Annotated in this window: 19 protein-coding genes; all 19 read right to left on the bottom strand. The window is 33.2% G+C overall.

Features of this window, described 5'->3' with window-relative positions:
- Positions 1–116 precede the first annotated feature (116 nt).
- The 19 genes from thiI to IGI97_RS02730 all read right to left on the bottom strand — a co-directional run bounded on the left by thiI (position 117) and on the right by IGI97_RS02730 (position 17,242).
- On the bottom strand, positions 117–1,331 hold the full coding sequence (gene thiI, locus IGI97_RS02820; RefSeq protein ID WP_002359156.1) for a tRNA uracil 4-sulfurtransferase ThiI: 1,215 nt from the start codon (positions 1,329–1,331) through the stop codon (positions 117–119).
- A 91-nt stretch (positions 1,332–1,422) separates the two neighbouring features.
- Positions 1,423–2,541: a site-specific integrase gene (locus IGI97_RS02815; protein WP_002365190.1), complete on the bottom strand. Its 1,119-nt coding sequence runs from the start codon at positions 2,539–2,541 to the stop codon at positions 1,423–1,425.
- Complete coding sequence (locus IGI97_RS02810; RefSeq protein ID WP_002399131.1) at positions 2,516–2,728, bottom strand: DUF3173 domain-containing protein; 213 nt, start codon at positions 2,726–2,728, stop codon at positions 2,516–2,518. The genes IGI97_RS02815 and IGI97_RS02810 overlap by 26 nt, the downstream gene beginning before the upstream one ends.
- A 92-nt stretch (positions 2,729–2,820) precedes the next feature.
- A complete protein-coding gene (locus IGI97_RS02805) occupies positions 2,821–3,177 on the bottom strand; it encodes an LptM family lipoprotein (protein WP_010823197.1) in 357 nt (118 codons plus the stop codon).
- 65 nt (positions 3,178–3,242) lie between these two features.
- Positions 3,243–3,779: an EF0163 family protein gene (locus tag IGI97_RS02800; protein WP_010829066.1), complete on the bottom strand. Its 537-nt coding sequence runs from the start codon at positions 3,777–3,779 to the stop codon at positions 3,243–3,245.
- Positions 3,776–4,000 carry a hypothetical protein gene (locus IGI97_RS02795; protein WP_002365195.1) on the bottom strand — a complete coding sequence of 75 codons (225 nt, stop codon included), beginning with the start codon at positions 3,998–4,000 and terminating at the stop codon, positions 3,776–3,778. The genes IGI97_RS02800 and IGI97_RS02795 overlap by 4 nt, the downstream gene beginning before the upstream one ends.
- Before the next feature lie 12 nt (positions 4,001–4,012).
- Complete coding sequence (locus IGI97_RS02790) at positions 4,013–5,041, bottom strand: phage tail tip lysozyme (RefSeq protein ID WP_010777924.1); 1,029 nt, start codon at positions 5,039–5,041, stop codon at positions 4,013–4,015.
- 42 nt (positions 5,042–5,083) lie between these two features.
- Positions 5,084–7,129 carry a hypothetical protein gene (locus tag IGI97_RS02785; RefSeq protein WP_438737949.1) on the bottom strand — a complete coding sequence of 682 codons (2,046 nt, stop codon included), beginning with the start codon at positions 7,127–7,129 and terminating at the stop codon, positions 5,084–5,086.
- 15 nt (positions 7,130–7,144) lie between these two features.
- Positions 7,145–9,649, bottom strand: a complete 2,505-nt coding sequence (locus IGI97_RS02780; RefSeq protein WP_438737947.1) for an ATP-binding protein — start codon at positions 9,647–9,649, stop codon at positions 7,145–7,147.
- Positions 9,650–9,670: 21 nt separating this feature from the next.
- The gene (locus tag IGI97_RS02775) at positions 9,671–10,060 is read right to left on the bottom strand and encodes a conjugal transfer protein (protein WP_081115961.1); all 390 of its coding nucleotides are present in this window, start codon (positions 10,058–10,060) and stop codon (positions 9,671–9,673) included.
- Positions 10,061–10,068: 8 nt separating this feature from the next.
- Entirely contained in the window at positions 10,069–10,293 is a 225-nt protein-coding gene (locus tag IGI97_RS02770; protein WP_081115960.1) for a hypothetical protein, read from the bottom strand.
- Positions 10,293–11,279 carry a conjugal transfer protein gene (locus IGI97_RS02765; RefSeq protein WP_081115959.1) on the bottom strand — a complete coding sequence of 329 codons (987 nt, stop codon included), beginning with the start codon at positions 11,277–11,279 and terminating at the stop codon, positions 10,293–10,295. Before IGI97_RS02765 ends, IGI97_RS02770 begins: the two co-directional genes overlap by 1 nt.
- Positions 11,260–11,727, bottom strand: coding sequence for a hypothetical protein (locus IGI97_RS02760; RefSeq protein WP_438737943.1), 468 nt, complete (start codon positions 11,725–11,727; stop codon positions 11,260–11,262). Before IGI97_RS02760 ends, IGI97_RS02765 begins: the two co-directional genes overlap by 20 nt.
- Entirely contained in the window at positions 11,724–12,275 is a 552-nt protein-coding gene (locus IGI97_RS02755) for a hypothetical protein (protein ID WP_002394257.1), read from the bottom strand. Before IGI97_RS02755 ends, IGI97_RS02760 begins: the two co-directional genes overlap by 4 nt.
- A 13-nt stretch (positions 12,276–12,288) precedes the next feature.
- A complete protein-coding gene (locus IGI97_RS02750; protein ID WP_002399518.1) occupies positions 12,289–13,017 on the bottom strand; it encodes a class A sortase in 729 nt (242 codons plus the stop codon).
- Positions 13,018–13,020: 3 nt separating this feature from the next.
- Positions 13,021–15,018 (bottom strand): isopeptide-forming domain-containing fimbrial protein, encoded by a 1,998-nt coding sequence (locus tag IGI97_RS02745; protein WP_179133758.1) that lies wholly within the window; start codon positions 15,016–15,018, stop codon positions 13,021–13,023.
- 123 nt (positions 15,019–15,141) lie between these two features.
- Entirely contained in the window at positions 15,142–15,753 is a 612-nt protein-coding gene (locus IGI97_RS02740) for a hypothetical protein (RefSeq protein ID WP_002394260.1), read from the bottom strand.
- Positions 15,717–15,941: a hypothetical protein gene (locus IGI97_RS02735; RefSeq protein WP_002394261.1), complete on the bottom strand. Its 225-nt coding sequence runs from the start codon at positions 15,939–15,941 to the stop codon at positions 15,717–15,719. The genes IGI97_RS02740 and IGI97_RS02735 overlap by 37 nt, the downstream gene beginning before the upstream one ends.
- Before the next feature lie 17 nt (positions 15,942–15,958).
- Complete coding sequence (locus tag IGI97_RS02730; RefSeq protein ID WP_002399520.1) at positions 15,959–17,242, bottom strand: replication initiation factor domain-containing protein; 1,284 nt, start codon at positions 17,240–17,242, stop codon at positions 15,959–15,961.
- Positions 17,243–17,491: the final 249 nt, after the last annotated feature.

The following is a 17,491-nucleotide window of genomic DNA, read 5'->3' as shown; positions in this document are numbered from 1 at the left end:
TGTTACCTACTTCACATATTCAGTTTATCACGGTTCCCCTCTCCGAGCAACTTGTTTGTGAAATAAGTACAAAATAAATACAGTGACGGTCGCTTAGACGTCACTGTATTTATTGCTTATAGGAAATCTGCAAATTCGTCTTCTTGTTTATCTTTCGCTGTTTCTGCTGAAATCTCTGTAATTTTGAGTCCTTCTAAGGCCCGAGCCATTAAACCTTCCAAGTCTAAGCGCGCTTCATAATCTTGCGCTTTATCCAAACGAGGTCGTGTTTTCGGTTGCGGTGGCGCAAAAATTGTACAACAATCTTCGAAGGGTTGGATGGCTAATTCAAACGTGTCAATTTTTTCGGCAATTTCGATAATTTCTGTCTTATCCATTGAAACAACGGGTCGAATTATCGGTGTTGAGGTAACCTCATTAATTGCTACCATACTTTGAAGTGTTTGCGAAGCTACTTGTCCTAACGATTCACCATTAATAATGACTAAACCTTTCCGCATTTCACGAATTGCATCTGTTAAGCGTAACATTAAACGTCGTGTAATGGTCATTAAGTAGCCTTGGGGAACAACTCGTTTTATTTCTTCTTGAATTTCTGTAAAGGGCACTTCAATAAATTGAATAGTTCCTACATAAGGGACTAATTTTTCAGCTAAATCTTTAGCCTTTTGTAACGCTTGTTCACTTGTATAAGGCGGACTAGCAAAATGGACAGCTTCCACTTCCACGCCACGTTTCATAGCTAAATAACCAGCAACTGGTGAATCAATGCCTCCTGACAACATCAACATACCACGACCACTGGTGCCCACTGGCAATCCACCCGCACCGCGAATCGTTTCATAAGATAAATACGCCGCATCTTTACGAATTTCAATTCTTAAGTTAATATCAGGCTTTTTCATTTGTACTTGAATTTCCGGAATGGCTTCAATAACAGCCCCACCTAATTCTTGATTCAAGCCATTTGAATCAAGTTCAAATGAATGGTCCGAGCGTTTAGCAGTAATTTTAAACGTCTTACCTGGCGTATAAACTTCCCGAACAACCTCTTGAACCATTGCACGAATCGCTGGCATTTCTTTTTCAATACGAATACTTGGCGAAAAATTTTGAATCCCAAACACTTTACTTAGTTTCGGAATCACTTCTTCACTATCTTCCCCATTTAATAAAATATGCATTCTATCTCTATCTGCATGGATTTTCAATGCTGGAAAATCAGCTAACGCACGTTTCACATTTTGTGCTAACTGCATGATAAACGTTTTACGATTTTTTCCTTTAGTTGATAATTCGCCATAGCGAACCATAATTTCTGTATATTTCACTTTCTATTAATCCCTTTCTAAATCGCTTTAAAACAAAGCTTACAATTAGTTTTCATTATATTTGCTAACAATAAAGCTAACAATTACTATTCTAAATTTTTAAATCAGTTAATTTCTTAGAAACATCATTCATTCTTCCATTATAAAGGTGCCCATATTTTTCTAAAGTGGTTGTTATACGACTATGACCCAATCTTTCCTTAATAACCAGTGAATCTTCCTTAAGGGCAATTAACATAGAAGCATGAGAATGTCTTAAAGCGTGTATCTTAATCACTGGCACATCTGCTAAGTCACAAAGTTTTTTAAGCCAGCCATGCGTTGTAGACTTAGCCAATGTTCCACCATCTATAGAAAATATAAGGTTTATTTTTAAAGGAGATTGCTGTTCTCTCCATATTTCAAAAAGCCGTAGCGTTTCATCGTCAAGAGATACCGTTCTAATACTACTTTTTGTTTTTGGCGTTGTAGTTCTAAACTCTCTTTTATTTTTAACAAGCATCGTCTTATTAATATAAACAACTTTACTGTCAAAATCAACATCTTCCCAATTCAAAGCTAAGGCTTCACCTAGCCGAAGACCTGTCATGAATAAAAATCTAAAAAACATTTTTTTAAAGAACAATAAACTATCGCTTTCATCACTAAGCAGCATTACTTTTTGCATATCATCTATAGTCCAAATGTTAACTTCTTTCTCTTCAACTCGAACTCTACTTACTTTTTTTGATATATCTTCATCAATAAATCCAAAAATAAAAGCTCGCTCGAATACGGATTGAATATTACAAATGATTAAATTAATATACTCTGGAGATAAACTTTCACCTGTTTTAGTTTTATACTCACCAGATAAATAATTAATCAATTTTTGTAAATCAACCGTTTCAATAGCATTTATCTGTACCTCATTAAAGATAGATAAATGATTTTCAATTATACCTGTATTGGTCTTAAAAGTACCTTCCTTAACATGATTTTTGTACCAGCATTTATAATATTCTTCGTAAAAATTACCAAATGTAATCTTTTCACGTTTTTCTTGATAATCAATCATAAACTGATTATAAGCTTTTTTTGCCTCCTTTGCTGTCTTAAATCCACGCTTAAATTTTTGTATTCTTTTCCCTTTTAAATCAAAACCCAAACTTGCAACAAAATAATACTTACCTGTCTTTTTGTCTTTATAAACATTTGATGTCTTTGCCACCTTTATTAACCTCTATTCCTAAAATTTCTTCAACTACACTCACAGGAACACAAGAGATTTTCTTACCACTATAGAAGTGGCAACCTCTTTCTACTAGTAAAGCTTTGGCTTCACGAATAACACGTTGTGATTGGTATGGAGAAAATCCAAGGCTAATAATGTCTTTTTTTGTCACAGTACTTAACATTAATAATACCATCTCCTTCTATTTAATTACATAAAAAAAAGCAGTACTTAATTAGCACTACCCTATGTCAAATGTTCATTAAAATTGAATTTCTATTTAAATTTACCCGACTTGTAGATAACTTCATAGTTACCACTAGCTTTCATATCATCAAAAGTTACTTTGCTTTTTGTACTATCTAACTGCTTATCTTCATCATAATAATAAAAATACTCCAATGCACTAGGCTCATCTTTAACAGGAACCCAAATATCAGCCAAATAACGATTAGTGTCTTTATCTTTATACATCAAAAAACTAAAACTATCTTCTGAATACTCATCACCATATGCAGAATCTTTAATTATAGAGTCTTTAAATTCTTCACCTGTTTTATCTAATTTAGAACCACAGGCAGATATCATAAAAATTGCAACAACCATCAACACAATTGAAGCTGCCTTTTTCATTTTATCATCTCCTAACTTATATAAACGTAATACTATTAAATAAAGCAAAAAATTGTATATCAAAATTAATACTCTTGTTTCACTGAGTTATAGGTAATTTCTGCTATCTTATTCCCTTTCACTTTTGCCAGTAAAAGTACCCTTGTTTTTGTTCCGTTTTGTTCACAATCAAGCACGACTGCGTATTCCTTTTTATCATTTTGATATATTGAACTTACTTCACCTTTACTTTCCAATTTTGCACCAGTTTTCACATCAATACCATTTTTCTTTATACATTCAGCAGTCATTAATTTCTTCAATTTTTCGTTACGATCATTGATACTAGAAAAATTAGCATAAGCATTTCCAAAGTCCTCTACCAACTGGTAAGTGTTAGATACCTTTTCTTCCGTTGATTTATCCTTACTCTGTATAGACTTGGTACTACTTTTTTCAGTTACTTCACTTCTTTTCGTAGTATTTATATTATCAACTGGTTTCATAGTCACCAATTCAGTTGTTGACAAAGCCGCCGTTTCATGACCTTTGGTGTTTCCTCCACAAGCAGAAAATATTAATCCAACACCTAATACTAAAACTACTAAACTTAACTTTTTCATTTTCTACCTACTTTCTTTGAAATGCGTTGCACTTCTTTAATATACATAATCTTTGAAAAAATCCCCTCAGAAAATTTAACACGATACTCTTTATTATTCACAGCTAATAAAAAACTATCTTGGTACTTTTGAACTGCAAATTCATTTTTTCTACAGTTAAATTTCGAACAGATTTCTTTTATCTGACGATTAGTTAAACCACTTTTCTTACTCAAAGTCATTCATAATTCCTCCTATTTCCTTACTATGCTGGTCACATGTGGAAAATCTAATCCCCAAGTCCGAGAATACTTAGCAACAATTTGACCTTGTTCAGCGTTTTGCTCATAAGTAGTAAACTTGTTTTTACCTTCAACACTTGCCACTACACCAGTATGCCCATAAATACTAGTAGCCACACCACCTTGACCAAAATTAATGACATCTCCTGCTTTAATATCTGAATAATTTGGATTCTTTATGACTGTCCAACCAATTGAACTCCAAGGATAATCATTACCAATTTCACTCGCAAACATATGCCCCGTACCCATCATTTGTAGACCTCCTTGTTTTTCAACAAAAAAAGCAGATAAGCCATAACATTGACCACCATTAATAGTTTGTCCTAGTACTTTTTCTAAAATATCAATTTCTCCTCCACCAATATTGGCTGAACCCCCGCCCATGGAACCTGTAGAAAGTCGCTTATACCAATTATTAGCACTAGTTTTTCTTTTTGCTTGTTCTACAGGATCATCTTTTGTTCCAGCTCGTTCCCACAGCTTCAAAATATCTACCGCAAGTGTATTCACATCTTCTGATTTAGACATTCTTTTAAGTAAGTCACTATCAGAACCATCCTTATTCCACGCAAAATCCATTTGTAAAGCTACTGATTCCCATTCCTTTTTTTGACTTTTTGCAAAATTTAATAAATTAACTCTTCGTCCTGAATCCCATTGTCCTAATCCAATTCCATAACCGCCTAAACTAGCGTTATAAGCAATAGAAGGATTAAAAGCCAAATCACTTTGAATTCTAGCAGGATTTAATCCACTTTCATGTTCCATATTGCCAATCCAAGCGGAAGCAAACTGCAACGTTCCACCGTGTGACGTCACGTAGTTAGAAACTTCTAATGCTACTTTTTCCTGTGGTGTAGCAGGCTGAAACTGGGAAGAATCTCCGCTTTCACTAGAAGAAAATACACCTAAAAATAATAAAAAAGGAAGAATAAAGACAAAGCAACTAGCAATTAAAACCTTATTTGATTTCTTCATGGTCTCTCCTTTCAATAAAAAAGAAGACTGATAAACATTTCATCAGCCCTCTACAACCTCAACATTATATTCTTCCGTGTCCACACTTCCAAAAAATTGTTCCTCTGTTTGTTCTAAATTATTGAAGTTTTCTTCTGTTTGGTAAAATGAATAAACGTTATTTAATGAATCATTGTTGTTTGTGATTAATTCGCTATCCTCTCCACCATCAAAAAATGCACGTTCTTCACGAGCAAATGCCAGCTCATCGAAATTATCGACCCTAACATTCAAATTGTCTGCTATTTCTTGCTTATCAAGTTCTTGATTTAATACCTCTCTATCATTTTCACTTGATTCTACACTTGAATCTAAACTATCAAGTTCATTTTCAATAATTGGCTCTAACTCAATATTACTTTCATCAGCTAAAGAAGTATCAGAATCAGATACAGTTTCATCTAAGACCGGAACATCAATTTCTTCTAAAGAATTATCTGCTTCATCATCTGTTAAATCTTCAAAATTATCCACTTCATCAGTTAAAGCTTTATCTTCTATTTCTTCTAATTCCTCGTTATCAACATTAGTTGGCTCTTCTACTTCCACAATTTCTTCTTCGGTCAATAAATCATCTTTTAATGGTTGTTGTTCTTCTTGAGTATAACGATTCAACAATGAATTCAATCCTGTTTTAACACCAGCAAATTGCCCATTATCGTCAATAAAATGGTCTTGAGCTAAATTCAATGCCTTGTCATGCTTTGGCATTAAATGACTAGCACCATCAGCAGCCAACGCTAAATTTCCAGTGGAAGCACCTATTCCTGCTTTTACTGCTCCAACACCAATTTCACCTGTACGCTCAACCGTTTCTTTTGTTTTTTCATTCATTTTTGATTCAAAAGAAGGTTGTTGAACTTGACCATCAGAAAAGAATGATAATATTTTATACCTGCTTTTCCAAATTTTCCGATACAAAATAATTTTCACCAATGCAGTAACAATTAATGTGCCTAAAAGAAAAACACCACCAGACATCACCATTAATAAACTACTACTTACTTTATCCATCAATCCTAAAAACGCTTGGTCAATTAACTTATTGATCCAAAATAACACAGACAAAAATATACCGAAAACTACAGGTAAAAATAAAATGCCAATTAATGATTTAAAAAATTTAAACATCATCATTTGACACCGAGGGAAGAAAGACACCAACGCAATAATCGGAAAAACAAGAATGAGTAAATTAACAATGATTTGAATTACATTTAGCATAATATTAATATACGTGACAGGCACTGCTAAGACTGCTAAATTGACTAAACCCACACCAACGCCAAAAGCTTTTTCCATTGTTTTTGCTCCGTCCTGTGAGAAGTATGGATTATCTTTCTCATTATTTTTTATATAGGTACTTCTTTCATCCTCAAACTTTGCTTTTTCTTTTTTAGACAATTTAGGCTTTTCTAGTAGTTTACCTTCATCTAATTTCTTACCATTCTCCATTTTTCCATCTAGCGAACCACTATTCACAAAATTAAATGTTTGTTTTACTGTGGCATCAAAAATTGGACTTTGATATACTTCTCCATCTTTAAATCCTTCTGTTCCTAAATTAGCACTTGAAGTAAATGTACTTTGTACTCCTTTAGCAATTGCGTTAGTTGATTGAATCAAGAACATTGAGCCACTTGTTGTGCCCGTTGACGTTGATACAGAGCCAAACCAAAAACCAAACAAAACAACAACTGCTAAATAATGAAGGAATACTTTTGAAAAGCTTCTACGACTGGAAAAGAAATGATAAAGCAGATAATATGCACTAATAAGAATCGCTAATGCTAGTAAAGAACCACCTCTAAATCCCTTGCCACCAATGCCACTTAGAACATTTTTTGACATATTCAATACTGTTTCTCGTTTTCCTTCAAAGAAACTAGATTGGTTTAAGACGTTCTCACAAAAAAGGAAAAAAGAAACAAACATTCGTAAGATAAAGAATGGTATATCTACAAAGAACCAATTCACTACTTGCCATCCTTTATCCAACAAACCACCATCAACCGTATACGCACTATAACTGTCAATTAGATACTGCATATTCTCACTTCCTTCCTATGCAACAAAGCGGTTCTCCATTTTAGAAGCTTCTGTATCATCAACGGTTTTGAACAGTTCCAACCATTCTTCAAAAATAACATGAACAACAATTCGATTAGTCTGACCAAACATATCTTTCATTAAACACTGACCTTGAACCATATTTGAGACCCATTTCATGTTAATTTCGTTCACTGGTAAATTGAGATATTTCAAAACACCTTCTCGATTTTGAACTTCATCAAAACAAATCACTGTACCAAAACCAGTACCATCTTCACTATCATCCAAATCATTTGTTGATTGTGTAATCAATACTAAGAAATTATTAAACGAACGACCAATACGTTTCATTGATTTTAAAATCGCTTTACCTTCTAGCGAAGATTGAAAAATCCAAGATTCATCAAAGAACGTCACTGTTTCTTCTTTTGGATTTCTTGAACCAAACTTCGAACAAAACGTTCCTAAAGCAAACATCAATGTAACAGAAAGACGTTTATTTTCATCTAAATTTTCATTTTTATCAGTTGGTAAGTCTAAGTCCTCAATTTCTAAAATTGTTACTTTCTTATCGAATGATAGACCCTCAACATCACCATGAGAAAAAGCTAATTCTAAAACTGAACCTTTAACAGTCGACAAAATAAATCTACCCATATCTTTCACGTCAGAAATTTCACTTTCCACTAATCGCTCAATTACATGCCAAAACCCAACCTTTTTGCCTTCTTTCCGTTCCAAAACAACTTTCGCAATCGCTTCATTAATTTCTGTTTTTTGCTTTAAATTCCATGTTCCTTCGTATATATTGGTTAACATTGCTTTAGTTGTTGCAATCGCTTCTGTTTCATCAAATAAAACAATCGGGTCAAGCACGCCATGGTTTTTCGTATCACGTACATCTAAAGTGACGAAATTAAAGGACTTCACAAAATCAACATCTAAAGGATATTTCTTTTGATATTCAAGGGCATTGATTGTATACATAAATTGCTTTCGCATTTCTTTTTTTGGATCAATGTATAACACTCTGTCTTTTAAAAGTGCCATTTGCATAAATAAGGTTTTAGCCGTCACTGATTTTCCATTCCCAGTATCACCTGTAAGCGCCCAATGTGGGTTGTTTGTTTTCTTTCCATCAACCCCTTCTTTATTTGCTAATAGCATGTTCATAAAAATTAGATTTTTTGAACTAGAAATAATAGATTTTCTATCTTCTTTTTCTTCCAAAGTTGTATCCACTCGTCCAAGGTAAAAGCCTAACTTCGTACCTGCATGAAGTGAAGTAAAGAAATTCAACTCGGCAAACGATTCAATCGTTGACGTGTGTTGCCAACGAGAAGTCTGCATGCGGATAAAATTACCAAACAAAGTGGATTGAAATAAATAAGGATTATCAAACGTTGCTTTAATAAGTGGAATATCTAAACTATCAAAACGATTGATTAAATATTTTTTTCTTGCACGCATTTGTTTTTTCGTGCTACCACTAACAACAATCACTGCTTTCCAGTCAATAATATCCACACCATCATCAATTTTTTGGTCTAAATCGTCTAGTGATAATTGCCCTTCAACAATCTTTCGTTTTTGTTTAGAACCAGCTAAGTGTGCTTCCTGCATGATATTCTTAGTGCGGCTTCTTGCACGTGACGAACGCCCAGACAGTGCTAATTGCCCTTTACTTTCTGCAAAAGTCGCTTGAATCTTCACTTCGACTGGGAAAGGCATTTTTTGAACGACCTCTAAAAAATGATTACCATCAAGAAAAACACCTACATCTCCCATTGGAAGATAGGATATATAGCTTTCGCCATAATCACAATTCAAATGCAATCCCCCGCCAAATAATGGTTTAATTTTTGTTGCCATTAAATTATCTAAATTTTGACTAGAAAGAACATCTTGTCGCTCATGAGGAATATTTTTCAAGAATTGGTACGCTTGGTAATAATACAATTCATCTTCTGTTAATCGTTCAATTAACAATTCAGATAGATTTTGGTAAACCTCTAATTCTTGCTCTCGATAATCTTTTTCCCAATCTTCTGCTAGTTCTACATCAAAACCTAAGCCTTTGACAAACTTTTCCGATACGTTACTAATTGAGTTAGTAACGGTTTCTTTTAAATCAACAGCCAAGTCTTTTTTGATTAAAGGTACACCAATTACCCATGTATATTCGTAAACCATGCCCATTTCTTGTTCTAAAACCATTGCCGTTTTCATCAATTTATCTACGCCTACTTCATAATTATTAGAATCAATTAAAGAACGCATAGCACCCATTTTTCCTCGAATGTCGGCATTAACTGGCAAAAGGTTAATTTCAAATCCATCATTTGCTTTTAAACGATTTAACGCACGAGTAACTTTTCTTTTCGTTTTTAATTTCTTTTCAACATCAGTCAACATGACGGTTTCAGAGCGAACACGATAGTAAGCTATCGCTGTTTTTTCTTGTGTTAAAACAATATTTCCTTTCATATGATTCGTTAATGGATATTCTAGTTGCATATTCACACTCCTTTTTATTTTTTATCGTTTAAACGAAAACTCTTCTATTTCTTTTACTCGTTCGAAAGCTACAATTGGTCTACTATCTAACACATAATTTTTCACATAGACACAACCATCTTTTAAAAAACCAAAGCCTGTTTTTCCTTCGAATTCCTTTTCGGAATACCAACGAGCAACTTTATTCGGCACCAACACCATGATTAACAAATTTAAGTTAATTCCTAAAATTTGTGGTAATGGTACTTCTTTCCAAAACAAACCAGTTAACACAATCCCTAAAAATAGAATTAGGAGATAGGATAGGCTAACAGGTTGTGCAAATACCCACACCACTTGACCCTTAGGCGACTTAATAACTTGCATTGAATAAGGGGCTTTTAAGCCCCTTGAATAATCGTAATATTTCATATACTCACCTACATCTTAATTCCAACTAAACTTAATACCCATTTGACAACTGCAAAAATATTTTTTCCTTGATTCGTCGCAAAATCCTGTAAGATTAAGGCAATGACAATTACTGAACCAATTTTTGCCCATTCAGCACCTTTCCAGTGTTTTAGAATCAAAATAATTACACCAGCCGCCATAATTGTAATAAAACTTGTACTTAAAAAATTACTCAAATTTCCTGTATTCATTAGTCATTTCCTTCTTTCTCTGTAAAGTAATGTCTCATCGTATTAACAAAATAAGAATTCTCCGTTTTAGATAACCAAAGCGAAAAATCCTCTGTATGCGTTAATTTTGTTGTTTTATTTGAAAAAGTAACCGATACTTGAACCCCTGTTACGTCTTTCTGCTTTGTATCAAAAAATTTCATATCACCAGAATCTATTGAAACAAATGAGTCTTGACCTGCTGTCGTTGTTGGATTTTTCATTAACAACATTAATTCTTGTTTGTTCCCAACTGAATATTTTGTAAAAAACATCTTTAAAAATTTCTCTATAGATTGTTTTTCTTTCCCATCAACATCTATTGAATTTTCTGTCTGTTTTAGAGGTACTGTTTTTCCTTGTGGTAAACTACTTGCTACAAAATAAGGACGTCCTACAATTGAAAACAAATTGTCTTTTACTTGAATTGGTAAAACCATATTCTGTGTCACATTTTCAGTCTTTTTATCTTTCTCCCATTCATAACTCACATTTAGATAAACCAAATAACAATCTTCCATTTTCTCTATACGTGATAGAGACGTATTTTTAAACGTACGCAAGACATTCCCTTGTAGGTTTTCTGTTTCATCAACATCTTTTACATCTAGTGATAAATATTTAGATAATCGATCAATACGAGCCTTTTTCGCTTCATCACTTGCTTTCGAATTATAGTTCAAATACTCTTTCGCAAAATTTTCGGTATAAAAAGAGAGGGCTGAATAATCAAGCTCCTCTCTATCAACTTTATTCTTTTTTGATTGTTCGCTTAACGTATCCACTTTTGAATACAAATTGTCTACATTACTTGCCATCACATTGGCCCGAATCGCACCAACTCCTGACATCACCAGTAAAACACTAGCGCCAATTAACACAACCTGATTCGCTTTCTTTTGAGAAAAAGTTTTAACCTTTGGTATTTTTTCTTTCTTCTCTTTCTTTTTAATTTTCTTTAAATTCATATTCCCCTCCTATTCTTAATAAGCCCAAACAACTTTCAAACGTTTTTAAAAAAGTAGATTTAATCGCCTTTTCAACATAAACTCTCTCTCTAACATGCCCCTTATGTGTTTGAAAGCCTTCTTTATACAAATAAAAATAATACGAATTGTACATTTTATCCCCGTTAGGCTTTCTCAAATATTGACCTTCTGCCATCAAACTAGTTATACCGCCATGAAAAACGTATTGCGCAACAAATTCCTTCTTAAAAGGTACTTCATCAATAATAATCCCCATTTTAAGTAAAGAATTTTTATATTCTTCCATATAAACAATATCTGCTTCATCAATTGGCATTTCATCAACTATGAATCCATGCAAGCGAAGCATTTCAGGAACTGGTACATTTGAATACCTTTGGTAAAATTTACTATGCTCTCTAAAAATTGGCATAATATGTTGATTCATAAAATACAACTCCTTTCCATTTTTCTGTAATATTTATGGTATCTTTCCATAAATTCTCCCCTTAACTCTTCCAAGCCTTGGGTAACTGCTTGTTTAGAACGACTTATCATTAGTTCTTCATAACCCATAGGAAAATCATCATGTGCGATAAAATAATTAATAGCTATCTTCTTTTCTCGTCCTAAAATATAAGATAAATCATCGGATCGATACTTTTCTAATGGCATTTGCTGTTTGACCATTTGTACGTGTAGACCACAAAATTTTTCTTCACTAATCACATCATATTCCACTCGAAATAACTTTAAACGGTCAAGGAAATTTCTTTGAACAATCCTACCCAGTTCTTTTTCATCAGGCGGATACCCCTTCATTCGTTTATATGTTTCATAAAATAATACAGCGATTTTCTTTTCACATTCCAAGAGTTTTTCTTGTTTAGCTGTTATTTTTTCAGGATTATTGGATTTGAAAATTAATGACTTAAAATCAAACATGTACTGATTGACAAATTCTTCTTTTGACAATTCCCTTATTTTTTCAACCAACTTTTTCCCTCCTCTAAACTAATTCCGCAATCACAATAATTCTTCCTGTTGTTTTTGTGGCTTGGTCACAAGTTATTAAAGTTAATGTTGGCTTTCTTGTTAGATTCAACATAGTTGTATCAGTCATATCAACATGCTTTTGCTCTTTTACCTTATATGTGAACGAATGTCCTTCACGATCATTAAGTTTGACCAAATCTCCTACAGAAACTTTATTTAACGAGGTAAAAAGTAATCCTTCATATCCAGCATTGTGAGAAGCTAAAGCATAATTTCCTTTTCCCATCATTTGTTTTGATAAAACAGTACACGCTCCATAAAGCATATTGTCAAAACTATCACCCATTAAAATAGGCAATTTTAATTGAATAGAATCAATTTCAATAGACCCCAAAACAGAATCCGACACTTCATTAAAATTTACTTGGGCACTTTGAATCGTTTTAACAGACGGACGTTCGCCTTCGGTTAAAGAAATCACTGTTGGAATAGGTGTTTCTTCTTGTACTTCCGTACCAGTAATAACATCTACTTGATTACTTTGAACAGTTTCACTAGATTTTGTCTCTACATGTTTTTTTGGCTTTTCTGCTTCCTCTAAACCACTTGATACCATTGTATTTATAGCTTCTTTCACTTCTTCTTTTTGTTGGTTTTGAAAAAGAAGGAATGAAAAAAGAGCAATGAGAATAACTCCAATTGCTCCAACAAAATATTTGTTTTTTTCAATCCATTTTTTCATTAATTAGCCCTCTTTGCTATCTTTTTGTCGTTTCACTGCTACGACCACACCAATTAATGAAATTGCAATCACTGTAGCTACACCTGCACTTGTTCCAAAATCCATATTAGTATTTGGCAATACTTTTGGTTTTTCTTGTGGAGTTGTAACATTCACTTTGTTAGAATCTGTCGGTTCATCATTAATCACCAATTGTGCCAAGTTTGGAATCATAATATTCCCTTTATCATCAACATATTGCGAAAAGTCTGCGTCTTTCAATTTCCCTTTAATGTACACAAATAATTGTTTTTCTTTTAATTTGTTTGGTTCATTGGCAGTCCAAGAAACTTTTTGTGTTTTTTCATCAACACTAATTTTCCCCTGATCCGTAATATCTGTCCCATCTGAAAGAGTGACTTTCACTTCTTTATTCGCTTCCAATACATCTTCTAAATCATCTTGAATCACTAAAGATGTCATATCTTTGGTGTTTGGCACTTGTACATCTAATTTGAATGTCACTTCATCACCCACTTTGGTACTGGTCAAATCCACTTCTTTATCGCCTTCAAGGATTTTCTTAGCGATAGACGGGTCTTTTGGTGTGACAGTTGTATGCGTTTCATCAGTTGGCACTTCTTTGTTGTTTTGGATAATTTTTGCTTTATTTGGAATTTGTAGTTTGCCATCGACAAGGTACTTATCTAAGCTAACACCTTCACGGATTTTTGTTTGAAAATTGAACTTGTATTCATGATTGTAGAAATCCGCTGTTTTTAATACGTCTGCTTTTGCGACCATACGTACTAAATTACTTTCATGCTTCGCTTCAAATTTATTGGTAACGTCCTTTCCTGCTTCGTCCGTGACTTTCACATCAGACACACGTTCTAATTCAGGAACCAGCTCGTCTTGCATTTCGTAATTACTGTAGTAGAATTCTTTCATTTCATCAGGAACTTTATGTGTAATCGTATAGCTATATACTTCGCCTAACCCTTCTAAGGTATTCTTATCAACATTTGTTTCATCACTATCTGTCACTGTTTTAGTAGGAATCATTGGCGCTGTTCGAACTGGTTTTTTAGCACTATAACCAAAATAACTATACTGGTTATTATTTTTTGGCGGTAAAGGATACCCTAAATTCTTTTCACGTGTCGCGAAATCTTCACTGTACGTGAAATCAAATCGAGAACGATTAGAATACAAAAACGTAAAATCACCACGGTTATCGCCATCATCTAAGGGAATGTCATCAGAATCATAAAAAGTTTTTCCACCGTCTTTTTCTTCTTTATATTTAACAATTGTATCTTTCGTTGGTACGTACAATTTATCGATTGCTTTGTACGAATCTTTGTCAATCGTCATTCCTTGTAAATTATCAATATCAATCCATGAATAGTAGCCTGAAACTGGCTTTTCTTTGTCTGTGCCACGTTCTAGGTACGTCCATGTTTGTTTCACCCATGAGAAACCACCTTGGTAGGTTGCAATTGCGGATACATTGTTAAAAGCAACAATATTATTTGACACCATATTTTGTGCATTTTTATATTGTTCCCAATCTTGAATGGTAATTTTTAAATCAATTGGTGTCCCATCATCAGCTGTACCTACGTTGTTGTAACGAATCCACGATTGCCCTTTCTTCGTTTTCGTTACATCAAGACCGATTTTCCCGTCCCATTTTTGTGGAGGCATATTAACGTAAACATCATTCGTCCACCCACCACCACCTGTTTCAACCGTAGTGACACCTTTAATAAACTTTGCAATAAAACTATACTTTGAACCAGCTTCATCATCTGGTGTTACCACAGAAGCATTCGGCGCATTAATGATTGAGTTAGAGCTTACATTTGCACGTTGAAAAAAATCTGCTCTCACTGTTTGTGGAACTTGTCCGCCTTCTTGCCCTTGAACCATCATTGGTATTGCCATGCCTGCTAAAATGATTGTTGTTGCTAATCCTTGAATAATCGTTGTTTTCTTCAAAATATTTCCTCTTTTCATTATTATTTTTTTGTATAAAAAATAGCCACAGAATAATTTCTATCGCTTCATCACAGATTCATTCAATTAAATATATTAAGGTGCACGTTCTGTTTTCAACAAAACACCTAGCATTTGAAAAATTTAAAGCATCTCTTTTACTTTACCTTCCACAATTTCTCCTTCAAACCATTCTGCAAAGTCTTGTTTAAATCCATCTACACTATACACTTCTTGTAAACCAACTTCTTCTCCATCCGTTGGATCTAAATAAGTTGGTTTATCCTTTGGTCTAGCGTAAACCCCAATCCATCTTTCAAAATCACCTTCAAATGGACTGTCAACAATATACCCTTTCTTTTCTAACAATACTCGAGCTTGTTGTTTTAATTCTTCACTGTTTTTAGGTTCAAAATATTTATATTTCTCTTTAAAACTAGAAAATTCTGAAAGCTCTTTATCATATATTTTTTTTACACTAAAAAATTCTTCCCAAATTGCTTTCTCTTTAACCGTCATTAATTCTTCATAAGCTACATAAGTATAACTATATCTTGAAATTTCTTTTAAAAGTTCTTCATTAGATTCTAAAAGCTTTTCAAAGACTGTTTTTAAATAAGGAATAATCAATTCTCCTTGTTTATCTAATTGAATTATTTTTTCTTTTGTTTTTTGTATGTCATTTCTAGTTTGTTTCATTTTCCCAGTAATAGTAATTGCTACTTTAGTGTTTTGTTTAATACATTCTCTGCCCATATACATAAACTCCTTTCAACTACAATATTATCTATTAATAAAGAATCAGCATCAGAACGTTTTCTAAATTCTTCATCAACATTATTTAGCTTTTTTCTCTTTCTCATCGAATAGAGTGAAAAAATAAATATCTCAAAATTAAGTACTACTAAAACAAAAGTAATTAGCAATAAATCAATTGTATCCATATATCCCCCCTTAATCTTTAAAATGGATATGCTTCTTCTAAATCAAATTCTTGTTCCATATAAGACCGAACACTATTATTTTGATTAGTATTAAACAATAAATCTTTCGCATCAACACACACCATTTCAATAATTTCCTCGTGTTTCTCCTTTAGTTCTGCTAAATCGATACGTTCCATCAGCTCATTTGTTCCTAACAGATTATCAATCTCTTTAATCATCTTTAATGAAGGGGCTAAATAATTTGATAACCACCGAAGTGTTTTTTCAATAGACGGTTTTTCACCTTGAATAGATAATTTTAAACCTTCCAATTTATCAACAACATCATACCAAGATTTACAATAGACCTTCATATCATCTTCAATGTCATATACAGTCAAAGATTGATTAATAATTTCTTTCACTAACCAGTCTAACGACTCACCGCTTGATAGAAAATATTCTACAAACAAAAACGCCTTTTCATCTGAAAGGCGAATTTCATATCGATTTTTAATTTCATATTTTTCTCTTGCTTCCTCAACACTTACACTTTCTTTTCTTGCTAACTCGTAATCTTTTTGGTAAAAGTTAAAATATAATGGCGATTGACGACTGCCAAAATAAAGAGACAAACCTTTATTTACCATTTTTTTATTTTCATAAGCAAAGCCCCCACTAAAATCAAAATTCTTAAATGTAGTATCTACAAGCCCTTGCTCCATTTTTTCTTTCAAAACATATAAATCAAAATTTTCTTGTCCTTTCACAATCAATTCATCAAGAGCAATATCAATTCGTGTAATTTTTGTATCTACCAAAATACCTTGACCGAAAATATCGTCATCATAAAGAGAGCGAAAAAATTCTGTCCACGATCTATTGTTATCCTCTTCAAAAATTTCTTCTAGTTGTCGACAACCTTCACCAGACAAGTCCAACATAATTCCCATATTAACGTTTTCTGGATTCCGAAAAATCCGAATAGAGCTATATGAAAATGTTTCTGTATAATGATAAAACCCTCTAGGTTCATAAGTAAACCAGTTCATATCCATGTGCAACAACTTCTCAATAACTGTCCGAACATCTAATGTTTTAAATCGTATTCTTAAAAAGTCAATTTTTGCTTCTACCGAAGCGTGCCCACCATCTAAGTTCAACACATCAATAATCTTTTGTTCTAACTCTTTAGAAATAACACGTTTTCCAGATTCTATTTTTGAAATTAACGAACGCTCAATTCCTAATTTACTTGCCAATTCTTGCTGTTTTAATTTTAGCTCTTTTCTATACCGCTTTAAATCAACACCTCTCACTGCTTTAAACCTACTTCCAAAAAATGTGACAACTTTAGTCGAAAAATGTGACAAAATTATAATCGCTCAATCCCTTGTGGGACATAGCGTTTAAGTAACTTTTTTATATGGTATATTAAATTCTACCCCCATGTTATAAAACGGGGGTAGAAACTTTCGAGGTGGGACAAGCCCACCTCACGACTAGAAGTATTTGGGATATACATTGCTACTTTTGTTAACGATAGAATAGTGGCGGGCGCCTTAAGG

The sequence above is a fragment of the Enterococcus sp. DIV2419 genome (genome assembly GCF_051711865.1).
GTDB classification, from domain to species: Bacteria; Bacillota; Bacilli; order Lactobacillales; family Enterococcaceae; genus Enterococcus; species Enterococcus faecalis.
Note: the sequence above shows the minus strand (reverse complement) of the source record. Positions and strands in the feature narration are given on the sequence as shown.

What these genes read in the sequence shown, in the direction of transcription:
- IGI97_RS02810 (WP_002399131.1), bottom strand. Translation starts at nt 2,728, where the DNA reads ATGTTAAGTACTGTGACAAAAAAAGACATTATTAGCCTTGGATTTTCT.
- IGI97_RS02805 (WP_010823197.1), bottom strand. Translation starts at nt 3,177, where the DNA reads ATGAAAAAGGCAGCTTCAATTGTGTTGATGGTTGTTGCAATTTTTATG.
- IGI97_RS02800 (WP_010829066.1), bottom strand. Translation starts at nt 3,779, where the DNA reads ATGAAAAAGTTAAGTTTAGTAGTTTTAGTATTAGGTGTTGGATTAATA.
- IGI97_RS02795 (WP_002365195.1), bottom strand. Translation starts at nt 4,000, where the DNA reads ATGACTTTGAGTAAGAAAAGTGGTTTAACTAATCGTCAGATAAAAGAA.
- IGI97_RS02790 (WP_010777924.1), bottom strand. Translation starts at nt 5,041, where the DNA reads ATGAAGAAATCAAATAAGGTTTTAATTGCTAGTTGCTTTGTCTTTATT.
- IGI97_RS02785 (WP_438737949.1), bottom strand. Translation starts at nt 7,129, where the DNA reads ATGCAGTATCTAATTGACAGTTATAGTGCGTATACGGTTGATGGTGGT.
- IGI97_RS02780 (WP_438737947.1), bottom strand. Translation starts at nt 9,649, where the DNA reads ATGCAACTAGAATATCCATTAACGAATCATATGAAAGGAAATATTGTT.
- IGI97_RS02775 (WP_081115961.1), bottom strand. Translation starts at nt 10,060, where the DNA reads ATGAAATATTACGATTATTCAAGGGGCTTAAAAGCCCCTTATTCAATG.
- IGI97_RS02770 (WP_081115960.1), bottom strand. Translation starts at nt 10,293, where the DNA reads ATGAATACAGGAAATTTGAGTAATTTTTTAAGTACAAGTTTTATTACA.
- IGI97_RS02765 (WP_081115959.1), bottom strand. Translation starts at nt 11,279, where the DNA reads ATGAATTTAAAGAAAATTAAAAAGAAAGAGAAGAAAGAAAAAATACCA.
- IGI97_RS02760 (WP_438737943.1), bottom strand. Translation starts at nt 11,727, where the DNA reads ATGAATCAACATATTATGCCAATTTTTAGAGAGCATAGTAAATTTTAC.
- IGI97_RS02750 (WP_002399518.1), bottom strand. Translation starts at nt 13,017, where the DNA reads ATGAAAAAATGGATTGAAAAAAACAAATATTTTGTTGGAGCAATTGGA.
- IGI97_RS02745 (WP_179133758.1), bottom strand. Translation starts at nt 15,018, where the DNA reads ATGAAAAGAGGAAATATTTTGAAGAAAACAACGATTATTCAAGGATTA.
- IGI97_RS02740 (WP_002394260.1), bottom strand. Translation starts at nt 15,753, where the DNA reads ATGGGCAGAGAATGTATTAAACAAAACACTAAAGTAGCAATTACTATT.
- IGI97_RS02735 (WP_002394261.1), bottom strand. Translation starts at nt 15,941, where the DNA reads ATGGATACAATTGATTTATTGCTAATTACTTTTGTTTTAGTAGTACTT.